12 protein-coding genes are annotated in these 17,281 nt (G+C 61.7%); 5 read left to right on the plus strand and 7 right to left on the minus strand.

Annotated elements, in window-relative coordinates; translation table 11 throughout:
- Positions 1–147: 147 nt before the first annotated feature.
- Genes B5483_RS09555 through B5483_RS09570 form a run of 4 tightly spaced genes read left to right on the plus strand, consistent with a single transcriptional unit; the run spans position 148 to position 5,368 of the window.
- Complete coding sequence (locus B5483_RS09555) at positions 148–2,382, plus strand: GumC family protein (RefSeq protein ID WP_079730156.1); 2,235 nt, start codon at positions 148–150, stop codon at positions 2,380–2,382.
- On the plus strand, positions 2,379–3,638 hold the full coding sequence (locus B5483_RS09560; RefSeq protein WP_139383944.1) for a glycosyltransferase: 1,260 nt from the start codon (positions 2,379–2,381) through the stop codon (positions 3,636–3,638). The genes B5483_RS09555 and B5483_RS09560 overlap by 4 nt, the downstream gene beginning before the upstream one ends.
- Positions 3,622–4,098 carry a polysaccharide biosynthesis/export family protein gene (locus B5483_RS09565; RefSeq protein WP_079730363.1) on the plus strand — a complete coding sequence of 159 codons (477 nt, stop codon included), beginning with the start codon at positions 3,622–3,624 and terminating at the stop codon, positions 4,096–4,098. Before B5483_RS09560 ends, B5483_RS09565 begins: the two co-directional genes overlap by 17 nt.
- A 10-nt stretch (positions 4,099–4,108) precedes the next feature.
- Positions 4,109–5,368, plus strand: a complete 1,260-nt coding sequence (locus B5483_RS09570; protein ID WP_079730157.1) for a glycosyltransferase family 4 protein — start codon at positions 4,109–4,111, stop codon at positions 5,366–5,368.
- 36 nt (positions 5,369–5,404) lie between these two features.
- Here the strand turns inward: B5483_RS09570 and B5483_RS09575 are convergent, their stop codons facing one another.
- Positions 5,405–6,844: a hypothetical protein gene (locus tag B5483_RS09575; protein WP_079730158.1), complete on the minus strand. Its 1,440-nt coding sequence runs from the start codon at positions 6,842–6,844 to the stop codon at positions 5,405–5,407.
- Positions 6,841–7,926, minus strand: a complete 1,086-nt coding sequence (locus B5483_RS09580; protein ID WP_342743663.1) for a sulfotransferase family protein — start codon at positions 7,924–7,926, stop codon at positions 6,841–6,843. The genes B5483_RS09575 and B5483_RS09580 overlap by 4 nt, the downstream gene beginning before the upstream one ends.
- Before the next feature lie 346 nt (positions 7,927–8,272).
- Here B5483_RS09580 and B5483_RS09585 point away from each other — a divergent pair, with 346 nt between their 5' ends.
- On the plus strand, positions 8,273–8,503 hold the full coding sequence (locus B5483_RS09585) for a hypothetical protein (RefSeq protein WP_054946873.1): 231 nt from the start codon (positions 8,273–8,275) through the stop codon (positions 8,501–8,503).
- Between the two features lie 102 nt (positions 8,504–8,605).
- Here the strand turns inward: B5483_RS09585 and B5483_RS09590 are convergent, their stop codons facing one another.
- From B5483_RS09590 to B5483_RS09610, 5 genes are all read right to left on the minus strand, one after another.
- Positions 8,606–9,169 (minus strand): calcium-binding protein, encoded by a 564-nt coding sequence (locus B5483_RS09590; RefSeq protein ID WP_054946874.1) that lies wholly within the window; start codon positions 9,167–9,169, stop codon positions 8,606–8,608.
- A gap of 453 nt (positions 9,170–9,622) precedes the next feature.
- The gene (locus B5483_RS09595) at positions 9,623–12,346 is read right to left on the minus strand and encodes a S8 family serine peptidase (RefSeq protein ID WP_079730160.1); all 2,724 of its coding nucleotides are present in this window, start codon (positions 12,344–12,346) and stop codon (positions 9,623–9,625) included.
- Between the two features lie 474 nt (positions 12,347–12,820).
- On the minus strand, positions 12,821–14,416 hold the full coding sequence (locus B5483_RS09600) for a hypothetical protein (protein WP_245828905.1): 1,596 nt from the start codon (positions 14,414–14,416) through the stop codon (positions 12,821–12,823).
- A gap of 242 nt (positions 14,417–14,658) precedes the next feature.
- Complete coding sequence (locus B5483_RS09605; protein WP_245828985.1) at positions 14,659–15,912, minus strand: polysaccharide pyruvyl transferase family protein; 1,254 nt, start codon at positions 15,910–15,912, stop codon at positions 14,659–14,661.
- A complete protein-coding gene (locus B5483_RS09610) occupies positions 15,909–17,261 on the minus strand; it encodes an FAD-dependent oxidoreductase (protein ID WP_079730162.1) in 1,353 nt (450 codons plus the stop codon). Before B5483_RS09610 ends, B5483_RS09605 begins: the two co-directional genes overlap by 4 nt.
- Positions 17,262–17,281 lie beyond the last annotated feature (20 nt).

Below are 17,281 nucleotides of genomic sequence, written 5' to 3' on the forward strand. Positions count from 1 at the left end.
CCTGGATATTCCCGGCCCTGTAATGAGGGCTTATTCGTATACGTATCAGTTCGGGGTTGCACGCGTCTTTTTCGTATTCGGAGAGAGCCAGTCCAATTCTGACGACGCGCCCGGTGTCCCAAATTCTTGCTGCCAGGAGCCTGCTGCTTGAATCTCCCCGCCATCTATGAACCGGAAACGGGACTGCCGTCACTCATGCCGGGCGGTGCCGGGCACTTTCGTAGCAGGGATGAGCAGATTTCCGTGCGTTATCTGCTCTCGTTGCTGCGGCGCCGGCAGCCGGTCATGGTCATGACGCTGATCCTGTGCCTTGGGCTGGCGGTGGTCTGGACTTCCGCTTTGCCGCGCATTTTCCGCAGCTGGGCCGATGTGGTGATGATCACCGGGTCGACAGACGTCGTGCCGAACGAAGATGCGCAGACCCGCGATGCGCCGACCCGGGCCGAAGAAGTCGAGACGCAGATCCAACTCATCCGATCGCGGGAGATGGCCGGGCAGGTGCTCGACGCAACGGGACTTCTACATGACCGGCTGTTCCGCCGCGACGTGGAGATGCCCCGCACCGCGCTCGACAACATCCTGGCGTCCGTCGGCTTCGGCGCCATCAGGCAGTCGGACAGGGCCACTGGGGACGAAGTGCAGTTTCGCCAACGCGCGGTCAATTACCTGAGCAAGCGTCTCGATGTGACCAGGGTGGGCAATTCGTTCAACCTGCGCATTGCCTTCGAAGATGCCGAAGCGTCACGCGCAGCCGCGATCGCCAATGGCTATGCGCGCCTTTTCACGACTGACGATGCCCGTGAACGGGCGCAGACCAACGCCACGGCCGCACGTGTGCTGAAATCGAAGGTCGATGCCCTGCGCGTGCAGGCAAACCGTGATTTCGCCGAAGTGCAGGCCTATCGCAACCGCCATCAACTGCTCAGTTCGCAGGCCACGGGCCTGACCGAGCAGGAACTGTCGACCTATAACCAGCAGATCGTCAACGCAGAGGCGGAAGCGGCACAGGATGCCGAAGCGCTCGCCAGCGCGCGGGCTCAGTTGCGCAGTGGCGGCCCTGAAGGTGTGGGGTTCGGTGCAGGGTCTCCTGTGGTCGCGACCTTGCGGTCGCAACGCGCGCAACTGGTGATCCGCGAACGCGATCTTTCGCAGCGCTATTTTGACAACAATCCCGACCTTGTGACCGTGCGACAGCAGATCGCCGATCTCGACCGGCAGATTTCCGGGGAAGTCTCGCGGACCCTGCGCGGGCTGGAAACCAAGGCCATGGCCTCGGCGCAGCGGCTGGCCTCGTTGCGTCGCAGCCGAGGCGGCACGCAATCGCAATTACAGACGGGCAACAGCGCGCTGGTTGAACTGGCCGATCTGGAAAAGAAGGCGGACGCGTCCAAGACGCTCTACGAATCCTACCTGCGCCGTTACAATGCGGTGGTGGCAGGAAGCGGGTCGGAGCAGCCCTCTGCGCGACTGATATCCGCGGCCAATGTTCCGGTCCTTCCGGTCTCGCCCAACCTGTTACTGAATCTGGCGCTTGCGCTCGTCGTAGGGGTGCTTTCTGGCGCGATGTTGGCGATACTTTCGGAACTTTCTTACGGCGGGCTGACCACCCTGGGCGATGTGGAGACGCGCATCGGACTGCCGGGTTGGGGCTTCGTTCCGGCCATCCGTTCGATCGAACCCCACGCGAATACGCCGATGGATACCCTGCGCGAATACCCGGAAGGTCCTTTCTCCGAAGCGCTGCGCAACATCATCGTTTCGGTGCGCCATTCGGTATCGGGATCGGGCAAGGTCCTGGCGATCACCTCTGCCATTCCCGGCGAGGGAAAATCGACGCTAGCCGCCTGCATCGGCCGGGCCCTGGCGATGGCCAACGAAAGAGTGGTGGTGATCGATTGCGACGTCATCCGCTCGCAGCTCAGCAAGCGCTTCTGCGCGCCTGAGGGAGAGCCCGGCCTGTACGAAGCTCTTCATGACGAAAGCCTGGATATCGCCCAATACGAGGATGCTTGTTCTCCCTTGCGGATCGTTCCGATCACCCGCGCTTTCCCGCAGGGCGAACGCCTGACGGAGCGGGGCAGGCTCGACAGGGTGGTTGCCCGCCTGCGGGAAGAGTTCGACGTGGTGATCCTGGATTGTCCCCCGATCCTGCCGATTGCGGAAACGCGTGCGATCGTCGCCCAGGCCGATAGCGTGCTGCTGGTCGTGCGATGGCGCATGACCGTCGATCGGATCGTCAAGGCGGCGATCCGGCAATTGCCCGGGCGTACCCTCAAGCAATGCGGCGTGGTGTTGAACCAGGTCGACATGAAGAAGCAGGTGCGCTTCGGCGGAGAGGATGTCGCCAGCTTCTACGCGCATTATAAGGGATACTACCGATGATGAGGGAAGGGGCGCTTACGCGACCGCTTCGCGTGGCCATCGTGCATTATTGGCTTGTCGGAATGCGCGGCGGGGAGCGCGTGATCGAGCATCTGCTGGACCTCTTTCCCGATGCGGACCTGTTCACCCATGTCTACGACCCGCAGAAGGTTTCTGCCCGGATCCGCAAGGCCCAAGTCAGGCAGAGCTTCATCGGCCGCCTGCCGGGCGCACGGCGGCACTATCAGAAGTACCTGCCGCTCATGCCCCTCGCTCTCGAGGAACTGGACTTGCGCGGTTACGATCTTGTCATCAGCAGCGAGTCCGGGCCTGCGAAGGGCGTGATCACCGGGCCCGATACCCTGCACCTCTGCTACTGTCATTCGCCGATGCGCTATCTCTGGGATCATTACCAGGACTACCGGGAAAGCGCGGGCTGGCTCAGCCGCCGGATCATGCCCCTTGCCTTCCACCGCCTTCGTCAGTGGGATGTCACTTCGGCAAGCAGGGTCGATGGCTTCATCGCGAATTCCGGCTTCATCGCAAGGCGCATCGCCAAGGTCTGGGGACGTGAGGCACGCGTGGTGCATCCGCCGGTTGCCGTGGATGCTTTCGCGCCATCCACTCAAGTGAGCGACCGGTATCTTTGGGTGAGCCAGATGACCCCCTACAAACGCGCGGACGTGGCGCTCGAGGCATTCAATCGGCTGGGTGTACCCGCACTCATGGTCGGCGATGGCGAAATGTTCGACAGGATTGTCGCAAGCGCAGGGCCGAGCGTGGAGGTCCGCAAGCGGCTTTCCTTTCCCGAATTACAGCACGCCTATGCCACGTGCCGCGCGCTTGTATTCACGCCGGAGGAAGACTTCGGCATCGTTCCGGTTGAGGCCAATGCCAGCGGCCGCCCGGTCATAGCTTTCGGTCGGGGCGGTGTAACGGATTCCATCGTCGAGGGGCGGACGGGGATCTTTTTCGACCGTCAAACGCCCATGGACCTCGTCAATGCGATCCGTCGCTTCGAGAAATGGCAACCGCAGTTTCAGCCCGAAGAGGCCGTCCGCAATGCGGCTCGGTTTGGCCCGGATGCCTTCGCCCGTGGCATCCTCGATGCGCTCGACCATTTCCGGCGCGTGGGCCGTCACGACCCGATCGGTGCTTTGACTGGGCTTTCACAAGGGATGGGAAATCATGGCAATTCGCTTGATGATAGTCGCACTTTTCATGCTGATCGCGGGCTGTACGACGGTCGCGACGCGTTCGTTGCCCAATGTCGATAGTCTCGTATATCATCTGTCTCCCGGTGACAGGCTGCGTTTCGATGTTTTCCGGGAAGACGCCTTGAGCGGAGAATACGCGATCGATGATGCGGGCTTCATTACCTTGCCGCTGGCCGGCGATGTACAAGCCGCAGGCAAGACGCTCGCGCGATTGCGACAGGACCTGCAAACCCTGTTCAGCCGCGAATATGTTCGGGATGCACGCATCGCCATCGATGTTGTGGGATATCGGCCGATCTACATCCTTGGCGAAGTGGAGAAACCGGGCGAATATCCTTACGCAGAAGGGATGTCTGTCCATGGGCTTGTCGCGAAAGCCGGTGGGTTCACGTATCGTGCGAACGAGCATGTTGTGTACATTCGTCATGGTCGCGAAACCGAGGAAACAGCCTACCGTTTGACGAGTGGCGCCGCCGTTTTGCCCGGTGACACGGTTCGGGTCGGCCAGCGCTATTTCTGATCGGAACTTCGTGAAACCTTCGAAGGTCGCAGCCTTGCCTGAAAGGGTGGTCGTTCTGCACGATTTCAGTGAGGCTCTGGGCGGTGCCTCCTACCTGGTACAGGTCTTGATCGGCGAACTGCGCCGACGTGGCATAGCGACGACATTCATCGCAGGTGATAGCGGCGTGTGCTTCGATCGCAGCGATGTTGAGTTTCTGCCACTCCACGGCAAGGCCTTGCTCGAACGCTCGACGCTGAGCGCGCTGACCTGCGGTTTGTACAACCGTCGTGCCTACGCGCAGACCCGTGACTGGATCGCGCGTAACGATACGCCGGGCACAGTCTACCATCTCCACGGCTGGTCCAAGATCCTGACCCCGGCGATATTTGCGGCCCTGCGGCACGTTTCGGATCGGTTGATCCTGCACGGCCATGATTACTTCAATGGGTGCCCCAACGGGGCTTTCTTCGATTACCCTCGTGAGCGGGACTGCACATTGACGCCGCTGGGCACGGCATGCCTGCAAAGCCGTTGCGACAAGGCTTCCCATGCGCAGAAGCTCTGGCGCGTGGGCAGGGAAGTCTTGCGGCGCGGCCTGCAACATGGCGGAACCAAGGCAGCACGCCTGCTGATGATCCACCCGGGACAGGAAGCGCAGTTCCGGCTAAGCGGGTGGAGGGCCGACAGGCTTCGCGCAGTCCGCAATCCCGTTTCACCCCTTTCGACAGATCGCATTCCGGCCGAAGCCAACTGCGGCATCGTCTTTATTGGCAGGATTTCAGCGGAGAAAGGTGCAGACCTTGCTGCAAGAGCGGCGCAAAAGGCAGGCCTGCCGATCACTTTCGTGGGCGATGGCAGCGAAGTCGAAGTGGTGCGCAAGTGCAATCCGGCCGCGATCTTCGTGGGCAGGCAGGACCGAGCCGGCGTTGCGCGCGCCTTGTCATCGGCCCGCGTCGCGGTGATGCCTAGCCGCTGGTCCGAACCATTCGGGCTCGTCGCGCTGGAAGCCGTCGCCTCAGGCGTTCCTGTCATCGTCAGCGACCGCGCCCTTGTTGCACAGGAAATCGCGCAGGCGGGCTTTGGCCTGGCCATCGATACGGCGGATCTGGATGCCTTCGCCGGCGCGCTGACAGCCCTGCATCGCAACGATCGTGTTGTCGAAGCGATATCGCGCGCCGGGCAGGCGGGTTTCAGATCGCTCTGCAATTCCGAGGAAACCTGGGCGGACGCAGTCGTCAGTCAATATCGTCAGGTTCTGACTGAAGCAGGCACTAATCAGTGCGCTTGATCCAAACGATGTCGACTGATCGATTTCGGTACGAAGCTACCCATAGGCATGAAGTGAGTGGGGAAGAGGCGATCCGTGCAGATTTTCCCGGCGCCTGGCATCGGTGATCGAAAGCGCGGTGACCAAACCGAACCCAAAAGCCGTCATCCCGCCGAAGTCGGCATCGCCGACCATCAAGGTCACGACAAAACTGGGAACGAAAGAGAAGCGGAAGCCCGAAATGAGCAATTGGCTTTCGATCGAGGCACCCGCGGTCGGCCGCAGAAGCGATTGCAGAACGAAGCCGTAATAGAGCGCGCCGCCGATCAGTCCCGCGCCGCTGAGAATGGCCACGAAACTGCTTGAAGCCCGGGTGCTGCCGATGCCCACTCCGAAACCGTGTGTGGCCAGAATACTGTCCCAGGCCACCGCGCGCCACATGCCGCGTTCGGCGAACGAGTTCGAAGCGGTTTTCTGCAGGACCATGCGATCCACCAGCTCGAATACCGGATTGAGGATTTCGGGCCGGATGATCAGGAGCAGCGACACGCCCACGATCAGTGTGAGGAGGACGCAGAGTTCGCCGCCCAAGCCCCGACGATAGATCGCGAACCTCTGGCCATCTGTATTGGCACGAAGCAGCCATTCCAACCCGGCGACCCCGCCCAGCAGGGCAACCCCTACATAAGTACCCGATGAAGTCGAAAGCCATGCGCACAGCGCGAGCAGGGAAAGAATGACCGGGACCCAGACCGTGCGGAGTGCGTCATCGAAAATCGCGCGACGGTAGAAGTAGAGGGTTGCCATAAGCGCCAGGCAAATTCCGCCATAAGCCGAGGCTTCCGGCATGAGACCGACGATACGCCGCGCGCCCAGAACTTCCACATCGGTGACGAGCGCATACGTCGCGGTGCGAAAGGGCGCGAGCAAGGGATCGAGAGGCAGGTAGCGACTGGCATGATCGACCAGACCGGTTGCCGCAGTCATCGCTCCTCCCAGGCACAGGGCCTTGAGCGCATGCTGGCGCATGACCGCCGATTGCAGGACCACTGCAAAGGCGAACACGGAAAAGACAGCAATCGTGAGATAGGCGAATTGGGAGAGGTTCTGCAGGGTCGGTCGCAAGGGAGCGGTATCGCTCAATATGCCGCGGATCGGCACGATCATGACGGCGTTCTCGAACAGGCGCGGCATGAAGAACGTCGTGACGGCGGCGACAAGCCAGAACAGGAACAGCAGCTTCAGCTTTTGCGGCATCAAGGCGAGGGTCAGCATCGCAGCCGGGCCCTGCGGCTTGCAGAATGTGCGCAGGATGATGAGCAGGGTGACGAGCGGCGTGGGTATAAAAGTCAGCCCTCCGGTCAGGAACGTCGGGACCGCGGCGAAAGCGCCAAAGGGCAATGTGGCGAAGAACAGGTATATCAACACCGGCTTACGGCTGACGAGTCCCCAGAAAGCAAGGCTCCAGAATGCGGCGATGGGCAGCAGATTGATCACCGGTGCCTCGGCGCCGCGTGGGGATCGATCAGGGCCTTGGGCGCAGTTTCGGTGGTGCCGGCCTTAATCTTGGGGTGTTGTGCGTCCCACAAGTCCAGCTTCCGCCCGATCAGGGTTTCGAACGCGGCGCGGCGCGGTGTCAGATATTCCGAGAGATATTGCCGGGCTTCAGTCTCGTCGACTTCCGCCTTGTCGAAAGTGACGGTCGATGTCTCCCGCAGCCAGTCGATCCAGCCGCGTGGCAGGCGTGTGCGCAGGGCTGCCCACAGGGCGGAATCGCGAAGCTTGCCGACTGCGGTGAAGCGCTGTCGGCGACTGGTGGGCGGCGAGCGATGGCGGTCGCTGAGTTGCGCTTCGTGATAGTCGAATGGCGCAAGGCCGAGCCAGTCCAGCACGCCGGACAAAACTTCCCGCCGGTTCGAGCGCAATTCCTCTGCAACGACCACGTGGATCTGCTCGCGATCGAAGTATTCGAGATATTCGCGAAGTTGCAGCGCATAATCCGAAGTGTCGCGATAGAGGGGATCTTCACGCATGGCTTGGGCAACGGGGCGGAGCTCCTGAAATTCCTTGTAACGCTGCCAGTAATGACCGATCGCCCGCGTTACCGGCTCACGAACCGTGTAGATGATGCGCGCGTCGGGACAGGCCGCGGCAATGCGGCCTGCAACTCCGCTGCGATGCGGAGCCTGCGAATAATAGACGCTGCCTTCGCCGCGGTAGCGCGCTGCCTCGCCGCCCTTCCAGAGATCGAGATAGGCGGCTGGATCGTGGGAGCAGGGCTTGCGGGCCATGATCGGCCAAGCCTTTTCCAGTTCGCCCGGATCGACGAAGAAACATGGCTCCTTCTCACTGCTCATGCAGATATCCGGATGCGGTTTGAGGTAGGCGTGGAGTGCACTTGAGCCCGATTTGGAGGCGCCGATGACGAAGAGGTTGGGCGCGAGTGACCCCAGCGCCAATCCATGCGATCCCGCGTGGAAGGCGCCCGCGCGGTCAATGGCATGATCCGGCAGGGGCTCGGTAAGGAGAAGGGCGCTATCCTGGGGCAATTGCGCAATCCCGGTGCAGTTGTGGAGCAAGTCGGTACCCTAACCCGGCCAGCCATGCCCCGATATTCCAGACGCTTCGGGAATGACGCTATCGACTGCTATTCGCTCCATTCCGGTGCGGACCCGTGGCTTTCATCGGCGCGCTCTGCCGGAACCGGATGAAATCTGCGGGGCCTTACCGGGATGGGCGTCAGGTTTCAGTCAACTGCAGTTAACCGGGTCACGCAATCCGGAAGGCACGACTTAACCATGTCTGTAAGTGCGGTTGGAAGGGAATCCCGCCTAACGAACTATCTGAAAATTAACGTCTTGACGTTAGAAGGTTGCAAGGTCGCGCACAGGGGGATTGCCGCGGCTACAACGCGGGAGCTGGAAAATGGCCGCTTCAACACTTCGCAAGCCGATGCATCGGGGGGGCGCCGGCGCCACCTCCAAGGTTGCATCGGGAACGGCGCGAGAGAGCAATGAAGCGTCGCCCTGGCTTGTCGCGGCGGCCCCGGCCGATACCGATACGCAATCCGAAGGGCGCAAGCCCGCGCTCGGCCTTGCCATCGCCTTGACCTTTTCGGCATGTTTCTGGGTGGCTGTCGCCATCGCTTTACTCTGAAGGCACGGCGCGCGGAGTTTTTCTCGCGATACGTGCGAGCGCCGGATCGGGCGTAGGGTTTCCCGATCCGGCTTCACGTTGCCCGCCAGGCGGGCGCGCCCCTCAGACGACCAGGGTCGCCCCGGAAATGTCGCTGCCGGTCAGAAGCTCATCATAGAAAGTGATGGTTGTGCTGCCGTAAGTGAGGATCGTGTTGCTGCCGGCATAGGACAGGCTGTAGGTGCCACCGTCCGTGAGTTCGACATTGTCGTATCCCACTTCGAAATCGAATACCTTGTCGGTTCCGTCGTCACTGTCGAAAACGAACGTGTCGAGACCCATTTCGTTGTCGTTTCCGTCACCGGCATTGTCACCGTACAGTACGTCGTTACCGTCGCCACCGATGATGATGTCGTTCCCGTCGCCGCCGTAGATGCGGTCGTTCTGGGCGCCGCCGTCGAGGGTGTCGTCGCCCGCGCCGCCGAAGAGCTTGTCGTTCGAAGAATCGCCTTCGATGTAGTCGTTGCCTTCGTCGCCGTAGAGGCGGTCTGCATTGGCACCGCCATGAATTTCGTCGTCGCTCGCTCCGGCTTTCACGACATCGCGCGCGCCACCGGCGAAGATGACATCGGAATCCGCAGTGCCGGCGATATTGTCGCCGCCGTCTGTGCCAAGAACTTCTGCCATGGGAACATTCCTTTCCAATCGATCCGTCAGTTGATTTGCCCCGACTTCGAGGTGCCGGCGTCCCTTTTGTCTTTTCGGCGAGCCGGGCCGTCTTGCGACGATCCGTCACGAAACAAGGCGCGTTGTTGAACGCGCCCAACCCTCTTAAATTCGCGATATTTTGTCTGATTAGATGGCTCGGTATCGGAGGGGCCTCTTTAGGCGACCTCGCCCCGATCGCGAGACTTGAACTGCTTTTGGCGCGGGATTTCCGCCATGGAGGACGGGACGCCGCTTGCGCGCCCATAATCCAATTTAGAGCATTATCTGCCTGCTGCGCCCGCGGTGAACGCGCAAAATGGCCCCGCCATGGCGGGGCCGGAAGCTAACTGCCCGCTCGTGGAAGCACATTCGGACGGTCGCCACTTCGCCTGGCCCCCGTTTTCGGAAGCGACGACCGTCCGCCCCTCGGGGCTATGCCCAGATCAGGCCCATATCGGCCGCGCTCAGGCTGAGCTGGTCGAGGCCTTCCCCCTTGATCCGGGCAATCTCCGTCACGCTGCCGTCGACGTGCATCTCGAGGTAGGTGCTCGTGCCGTAGGTGGCGAATTCGAAGGTCGCATCGCTACTGGCGCCAAGGCCGGTCACCATGATCCGGTCGCCCTCGGCGGCATTGAAGTCGTAGATCACGTCGAGCCCGTCGAGATCGGCCATGTTGAATACGAAGATGTCCGCACCGGCATCGCCATATAGACGGTCGCTGCCACTGCCGCCTTCGATCCAGTCGTCGCCGTCACCGCCCCTGAGCAGGTCATTGCCGGCGCCGCCCATCAGCTTGTCGATGCCAATGTCGCCATAGAGCTTGTCCATGCCGTCACCGCCCTGGAGCAGGTCGCTACCCGCGCCGCCTGCCAACTTGTCGTTGCCCTGGCCGCCCCGCAGTGCATCGTCGCCGCCCCGACCGAGCAGGACATCGTCGCCGGCAAGCCCTTCGATCAGGTCGGCCACCTTGGTTCCGACGATCTTTTCGCCGAGCTCGGTTCCGATCATATGCTTGTCATAGCTGCGGGTGGCTTCGTTGAAGGCCCATGGCGATCCTGTCGAAGGAACATCGTCGGTGCCGTTTTCGGCATCGCTTCCACTGTCCGTCGCAGGCTGGTCCGTTTCGTCGGTCGCCGGGGCCTCCCCGGGCACGGACCCATTGGCAAGCCTGCCAAGGATCTGGGCAAGGGTGTACTGGCCATCGGCAAAGACGAAAGTCTCGACATCGCAGACCGTCGAAACGTCTCCGGCGCGCACCGAGATCCCCAGTTCGCCGTCCTGTGTGGCATAGCCGGTGAGGGCCGTGATGCTGCAATCGAGGATCAGCGTGTCGTGGCCTTGGCCGCCATCGATATGGTCATCGCCGAAGCTGAAGTAGATGACGTCGTCGCCGCGTCCTGCGTCCAGCACGTTTGCCAACTTGCTGCCGATCAGCACGTCGTTGCCGTCACCACCGCAGGCGTTCTCTATCGCATTGGCGTCGAGGGCGAGTGACACGCCGGCAATCACGCTGTGACTCGCTGCGCTCAGATCGATCACGGAGTTTCCGGTCACCGCCGAGGCATTCAGGGTGTCGTTGCCCCCATCGGTGTCGTGCAGGACCTTGCGCGCGGCTAGGTCAGCGCCGGAGTAGAGCGAGCCGAATTCGTCGGTGTAGATATAGACATCATCGGCAAGGTTCTGGCCATTGCCCGAGACTGTCAGGGTAACGCCCTGCAATTCGCCGGTGAGCGGGCTGCCATTCTTGTCGGTGGCATCGGGATTGCGGTTGTAGATATCGACAGTCCAGGTCCCGGCTGACTGCTCTCCCATCGAGGCGACCGAATCGAGCGTGAAATTGCGCAGGTTACCGATCCGGTCGTCGTAGGGCATGTCATAGACGAGGCGTACTTGCGTGCCGTCAGGAGAGGTCAGGTAAACGTCCAGATCACCGGTATTGAGCCAGCGCAGGTCCATCGCCAGTTCTACGTGTTCAATGTCGATCTCCTCGCCAACCGCGATGGCGACCGAGATATGGTCGCACGTTCCGGCGACGAGGTGCTCGGACAGTTCGACGCTTTCGGAAATACGGGCGAGGTTGGCGAAGGTCTGCTGGCTCGTCCACGTTTCGGCAAGGCGCACCGCATCATGGACGTTGAGGAAGCCGTAGCCGAAGGCATCGCTGAAGTGCAGGCCGCCGCCGTTGAAGTCGGTTGCCCCATTGGTCCGCCAGCCGTCGCCCCAATTGGCAGAATCGGCCAGGCCTTCGCGGTGCGCGGAGTAGGCGAGGATTTGCTGGACGTCGCGATAGCCCAGCTCCGGATTGGCCTCCAGCATCAGCCCGATTGCGGCCGATACCGCCGGGGCCGCGAAGGAGGTGCCGTTGACCGTGTCGAACCGGTCCTTGAGGTCGGTGGTATAGACGTCCCGCCCGGCAGCCGAGATCAGGACATTGGCGCCCAGGCTGGTGAAGGATGACGGCGATCCGTCCGGATCGACCGCGCCGACTGCGATCGTGTAGGGCGAGTTCTGGAAATTGTGGTAGTTCGACGTGCCGGAGGTGCCGGCATTGCCTGCCGCGAAGACGACCGATGTGCCAAGTCCCGCGCGGCCTTGCGATACGAGTTCCTCCAGCGCATCCCGATACTGTGAGTTCTTGGCGAAGTTGTCGGCCAGGTTCGATACGAAGCTCCAGCTGTTGTTGACCACATCAAGGCCAGTGGAGGCCTTGAGCGCGGAGACGATCTGTTCGGTGACGGCACTGGAACCGTAGTCGATGCCAAGGCCGATCAGGGTTGCGCCTGAGGCGATGCCGACGATCCCGAAGCCATTGTTGGCTTCGGCGGAAATGATACCCGCGACCGATGTACCGTGAAACAGGGGGAGGTCGTTCGGGTCGATGACGGGGGCGTCGGTGTCGAGCGCGAAGTTGTAATCGTGCGCAATGTCATAGGCCTTTTTCAGCTCGGTGTTCGTATAATCGATCTGGGAATCGATGACGCCGATCTTCACGCCGGTGCCGACGTAGTCCTTCCAGACCGAATAGACGTCGATGCTGAGCGAGGAGAGCGAGGATCCGTCAAGGTACCATTGCTTGTTCTCGCGGGTGTCATTGTAATACTGCCCGGCAGGCGCAAGGCTGCTGGATGCCTTCACGGCATGGAAAATCTGCGACATGTGCGACCCTCTGTTTCTTCTTCACTCGCAGAATGGCGATTGTGACGAGCGCCCCTGTTTCTGCGAAAGTGCAGGTCGGATATCGGTCGCGTATTGAATGGAGTCTGTATTTGTGTGGTAAACGGATCTCGGTCTATTTCGGATATATTCATGATCGCGAAGTATATATCCGGTTAGGTGTCGTTTCTAAGTATATTCACGGTTCTTGCAGAAGTTCTGTTGTGAGTTCCGTAAGGTGGGTCGCAGCAGGGTGCATGCGGTGCAATCCCGTCCGGATCCACTGGAGAGCGTTCGACCGGCATATTCCTCGGGATCTTTCCATAGTGGTGCGGAAAGGCGGATTTCGCACACATGGAAGAAATCGATGGCGAAATGTGAGGTTCAGGCCAGTCCGGTGGCGTGCCGCGCCTTTGCGCTAGAGATATGCAAGCGCGAATCGTGGTAACGCGGGAAGGATGATCTCGGGGGGCTGGATCAGTTTGACAGGGCGACGGCCGCGCTCGGGCATTTGTCCGGGTCAAGCAGGCGGATGCGATAGGCAACCGGCCCGGTTTTTACTCCGGCAGGAACGGCGAGGGCCACGGATAGGCTGTCGCCCCGATCCACCCTTATCGCTCGTTCGATGGTGATCTGCGACCTGCCGGACCTATGCGTGAGCTGGCGGTCATTGTGGTCCATCGAGACGCGGAATTCCGGGCCGCTCTCCTGAGCGGGGGTAAAGCTGGCGCGGATCATGAGGTGACCGGCCTCTCGGACACGATAGCGATGGACGATCTCCGTAGCCCCGTCATAAGGAGCATCTCTCCTCGACTCCCGGCGCGTTCTACCCGCCCATGCGATGGTATCGGCAGTTAGCCGCAAGCCGGGCAGGTCTTGCCGTCCAAGGTAGGGCGTCCAGGGGACACCGCGCCGCTGTTGCCCGGGCATGGTTTCCAGCGCGAACCTATCTTGTCCAAGTTTGATGAAGCGCTCGAAACCGTCCTCTTCCTGCAGATCGGCGGTATCGGTTGAAGCGGGGTAGGTGAACTGGTAAAAGCTGTCTGCAATCAGCGGATTGCAGCCGATGCGCACGTTGGTGCCAAGGACGAGAGGTTTGCTGCCGACGAGCACGATTGCACGATCAGCCGCCATTTGCAGCCTATCGACGGGAAGCGGAGATCCGGTTGCATCGAAGGCGCGAACGATGCTGCCATCGGCCATGACCGGGCGGGACGCACCCCACATCACCCAGGTCCTGGGTCCGAAGGCATGGATCATGGTGAAGAAATCCGGGCTGATATCGGCTGCGGCATGGCGCGCCAATCTGTTTTGCACGAAGCGGAAGGCGCGACCGGCCACGGTCAGGCTCTGGTCGCGATTCAGCAGTGGAACATGGCCATCGCCCCGCTCATTGAGTGGATACCAGTCCATCTCCTTCACGCCCGCCGAAGACAGGGTCGCATAGGCCCGGACCAGATCGTCGGCGGCGCGGGCCGGATCGCGGCTGGCGAATTCGGTGACGTATAGCGGCATGTGTGCCGCTCGCGCACTTCTGCGCAGCACCGCGATCTGCCGTTGGAGTTGATCGATGGCCGTCGTGTAGGGATGAACCGCAAGCCCCTCGATGACCGCCGGAGAGTCCTCCTCCAACAGGGGCCAGAGATAGCCCGCAGGCAGCGAATGGGTTGCGCCGCCCAGCACTTTTACTTGGGGGCGAACGGCCTTGGCATGCCGCGCAGCGCTGCGAACCATGGCAAGGTGATAGCGGCGACGCTGCTCAAGCCCACCCTTGGCAACAGGGCCGCTCACGAAATTGCCGCCGTTGAATTCGTTGCCGATCTCTAGCTGGTCTACGGTAGGAAACCGGGCAATCAGGGCGGCGGCGAAACGCCCGAAGGCTTCCAGCGCTTCAGCCGAGTGCGGTGTCTTGCCGGCATCGTAAAGCGGATTGCCCCAGTTGAGGGTCAAGGTCAGATGCGCGCCGGCCTGGCCGATCTGCGCCATATAAGCGGTGCGCGGCGTTTCGAAATCGTAACGGCCTCGTTCGCGCTCAACCTCGCTCCAGCGTATGCCGTCCCGGAAACGGCGCATCGGCAATTGTACGGCGGACTGAAATGTCGCGAGGTTCCATCCTTGCGAGAAGTTCGATGCCGCCCCCAGCTCCATCGGAGGCCGATTGGTGTTGTGGACGACAGCCTTCGAGGACGCGGTGGGTCCCGTGTTCGTGTCCGCTGCCTGCACGGAAACGCAGGCGAGTGCGAGTAATGGAATGGCTGCCAGCCCTGCGAGCGGCGTCCTGCATCTTGTCAGGCAATTGGGCATGGGGGCTTCCGCTATCCGATTGCACGATTGATCTCGGCCAGCAGATCGGACACGCCCTGTCGCGTCCGGTCCGCGATCCGCGCGCGTTCGCCGGGTGCGATTCCCTGATCCATGGCCCTGATGAGTTGGTCGCCGGCATTGTTGCTGGAGGTCCTTACCGGCGTACAGAGCCAGTCGCCGCGGTCCACCGAGCGTACGAACGATTCCAGCTTCGGATCCCAGCTCAGGGCCAGGAACGGTACACCGCAGGAATAGGCCGCAATGATCGCGTGCATGCGGAACGCGGCAATGCCGGCGCAGCTGGCGATCAGCCTTGTGAGTTCGGCAGGGGTGTCGATCACCGGAAAACTGACGCGCCCCAACTTGTCCAGCTGCATCAGGGGAGCATGCAGGCTGCGGGTATATTCGCGGTCCTCCGGGCTGCCGTTGGAGAATACCGCCAACCTGTATCCGCGAGCGAGCAGGCTGCGCGCCAGTGCGACATACCATTCGGTCAGTTCGGCTTCGCCGGGGGCATGGCTGGCGTGGTAGCGGACCGCCAGCGGGCTTGTCAGGTTGAGGCCGATCAGCGGTTCACTCCGTGCGAAGGGGTTCGGACGAATGTCATAGCGTGTGCTGGCAAGCAGTCCGGGGTCTCGCACGGTATCGGCGGGAAGGCTTGTGTCGTGGCCGATCAGGTCGTTCCAGATCAGGCGGGATCGCTCGTCGCGCACCCAGACTCTGCGGATGTTTCCCCGCCGCACGGCGCTCTTCAGAAGGGTCAGGCCCTGGCGGCTCCATCCGGAGGATACGCCGCAGCCGTAGATGAACACTGGCAAGTCGCGCCATGCCGCAGCCGCAAGAGCGAGCGAAAGCTTCGTCGGGAAGTTCAGGTCGAGATCGGCAATCAGGTTGCCGCCGCCGATGACGGCACACTGCGCCCCTTCGAGTGATCGCAGGTAATGCGGCATCCAGAACCGTCGGCCCTGAATAGCCAGGGGCGCGCGAACGGCCAGCTTGCGCACTGGGTCGGGGAAGGTGCCCAGCACGCGCATTTTCAGGGCCCTGCCTTCCGCGCCTTCGCCATATGCTGTGCGCGCCGCCAGATCGACCGACCATGTATCGGCGTCGGCCCCGCCATCGATCAGGGCCTGCTCAAGGCATTCGGAGAGCAGTCCGTCGCCCAGGTTGGGGCTGAACTTCACGTTGAATAGCCGGATGCGCGGGCCGACCCGCGGCGAAGCATCGGCCTGCGTGCGAAGTTGTGTGAGGCCTTGCGCTATCATGCGGCCCACTCTCGAGCAGGCGAAGCAAGGCCGGCGACTTCAAGTTCTTCGAGGACGCGCCGAATGACTCCGCTGGAAGTCGGCAGGTATTCGAAGCGCCCTTGCCGCCCTGCCGTGACGACGCCCCTGGACGAGATCGCGGCGAGCAGTGACTCCACTCTTGGGCCCGTGCCGGGCGTATGCAGCGGATAGCAGTCCGCTACCCGCTCATGGCCTTCAAGCGACAGGCCACGGGCGAAGCCGAGAGCGGCGGCATGGCGGCGAAAGTCGTCGAAAATCGAGATCGGGTCATGCTGACCGCCTGGCGGAATGGTCGTCTCGACCGCGAGGTATTCCCTCTGGTTCTCGCCTTTATCGTATAGCCGGGAATATATCGTCGCGCGCTTCCACCGACCGTCGTTGTGGAAGTTGAAAAGAACATTTCCGGCTTCGGGCGCAATCCAACTGGCGGAGACGAACAGCGTTGTCATGTCCAGCGAAACGAGGCCGGATGCCCTGCCGAACAAGGCCCTGTGCAGTGTATCGATGGGGATTGTGCTGACCACGGCGTCGGCGAGGTGGCATGCCTTATCGCTCCTCAGCATGTAGGTCTTGCCGTCGAAGCGTATCGTCTGCAGGTCCTGACCCAGTTCGAAGAGAACGCCTTTGGCGACCAGTGCGGCGACGATCCGATCGAACAGCGCATCGAAGCCTTGCCGCGGGCGAATCCGCAAGGGCCGCCTTACCGGTTCCTGACCTTGAAAAGATCTGCGCAGCGACGCAATGCCGGTGCGCAGCAGGACATTCAGGCGCGTCGACTTTTCGATTTGCCCCATGCGGCGAAAGAAGAATTCTTCGTCGATCTGGTTCGGCGGTCGATGATGATAGCGCGCCATGTACGCCCTGAGGCCGGTCGCGTCGAAAAGGCGGCTGCCCAGCCGCTGCCGGGAAATGGCATCCAGCGTCCCGTCTCGTTTTACGCAAAGACGGGATAGCGCAAGGTCGAACGCCGCAGGGATTAGCTGCAAGCCGTGTTCCGAAACGATCTCCCGGACATCGAGCGGATAATGCAGAAGACGACCTGAGGGACTGACCCGGCGTTGAATGCGCCGCACCCTGGGACACAGTTCCTTGATGTCCGGTGCCAGCTCGAAGATCTTGGCATTGTCTTCATAGAAGATGCTGCCAACATCGAAGGTGTATTCGCCGATTTGGCGAGAGCGGTGGATCCCGCCGCAGGCATTGTGCCGATCGATCACGGTAACGCGAAATCCCGCGTTAGTCAGACGATCTGCCGCAGCGAGTCCGGCAATGCCGGCGCCGAGCACAACGACGGTTTCGGTCGCGTGCGAGGGTCTGGGATCAAGCATGCGCAGATCGCCTCGAATCG

Origin of the sequence: Novosphingobium mathurense, from assembly GCF_900168325.1 — a bacterium.
Taxonomy (GTDB): Bacteria; Pseudomonadota; Alphaproteobacteria; order Sphingomonadales; family Sphingomonadaceae; genus Novosphingobium; species Novosphingobium mathurense.

What these genes read in the sequence shown, in the direction of transcription:
- B5483_RS09560 (WP_139383944.1), top strand. Translation starts at nt 2,379, where the DNA reads ATGATGAGGGAAGGGGCGCTTACGCGACCGCTTCGCGTGGCCATCGTG.
- B5483_RS09585 (WP_054946873.1), top strand. Translation starts at nt 8,273, where the DNA reads ATGGCCGCTTCAACACTTCGCAAGCCGATGCATCGGGGGGGCGCCGGC.
- B5483_RS09590 (WP_054946874.1), bottom strand. Translation starts at nt 9,169, where the DNA reads ATGGCAGAAGTTCTTGGCACAGACGGCGGCGACAATATCGCCGGCACT.
- B5483_RS09595 (WP_079730160.1), bottom strand. Translation starts at nt 12,346, where the DNA reads ATGTCGCAGATTTTCCATGCCGTGAAGGCATCCAGCAGCCTTGCGCCT.
- B5483_RS09600 (WP_245828905.1), bottom strand. Translation starts at nt 14,416, where the DNA reads ATGCGCCGTTTCCGGGACGGCATACGCTGGAGCGAGGTTGAGCGCGAA.
- B5483_RS09605 (WP_245828985.1), bottom strand. Translation starts at nt 15,912, where the DNA reads ATGATAGCGCAAGGCCTCACACAACTTCGCACGCAGGCCGATGCTTCG.
- B5483_RS09610 (WP_079730162.1), bottom strand. Translation starts at nt 17,261, where the DNA reads ATGCTTGATCCCAGACCCTCGCACGCGACCGAAACCGTCGTTGTGCTC.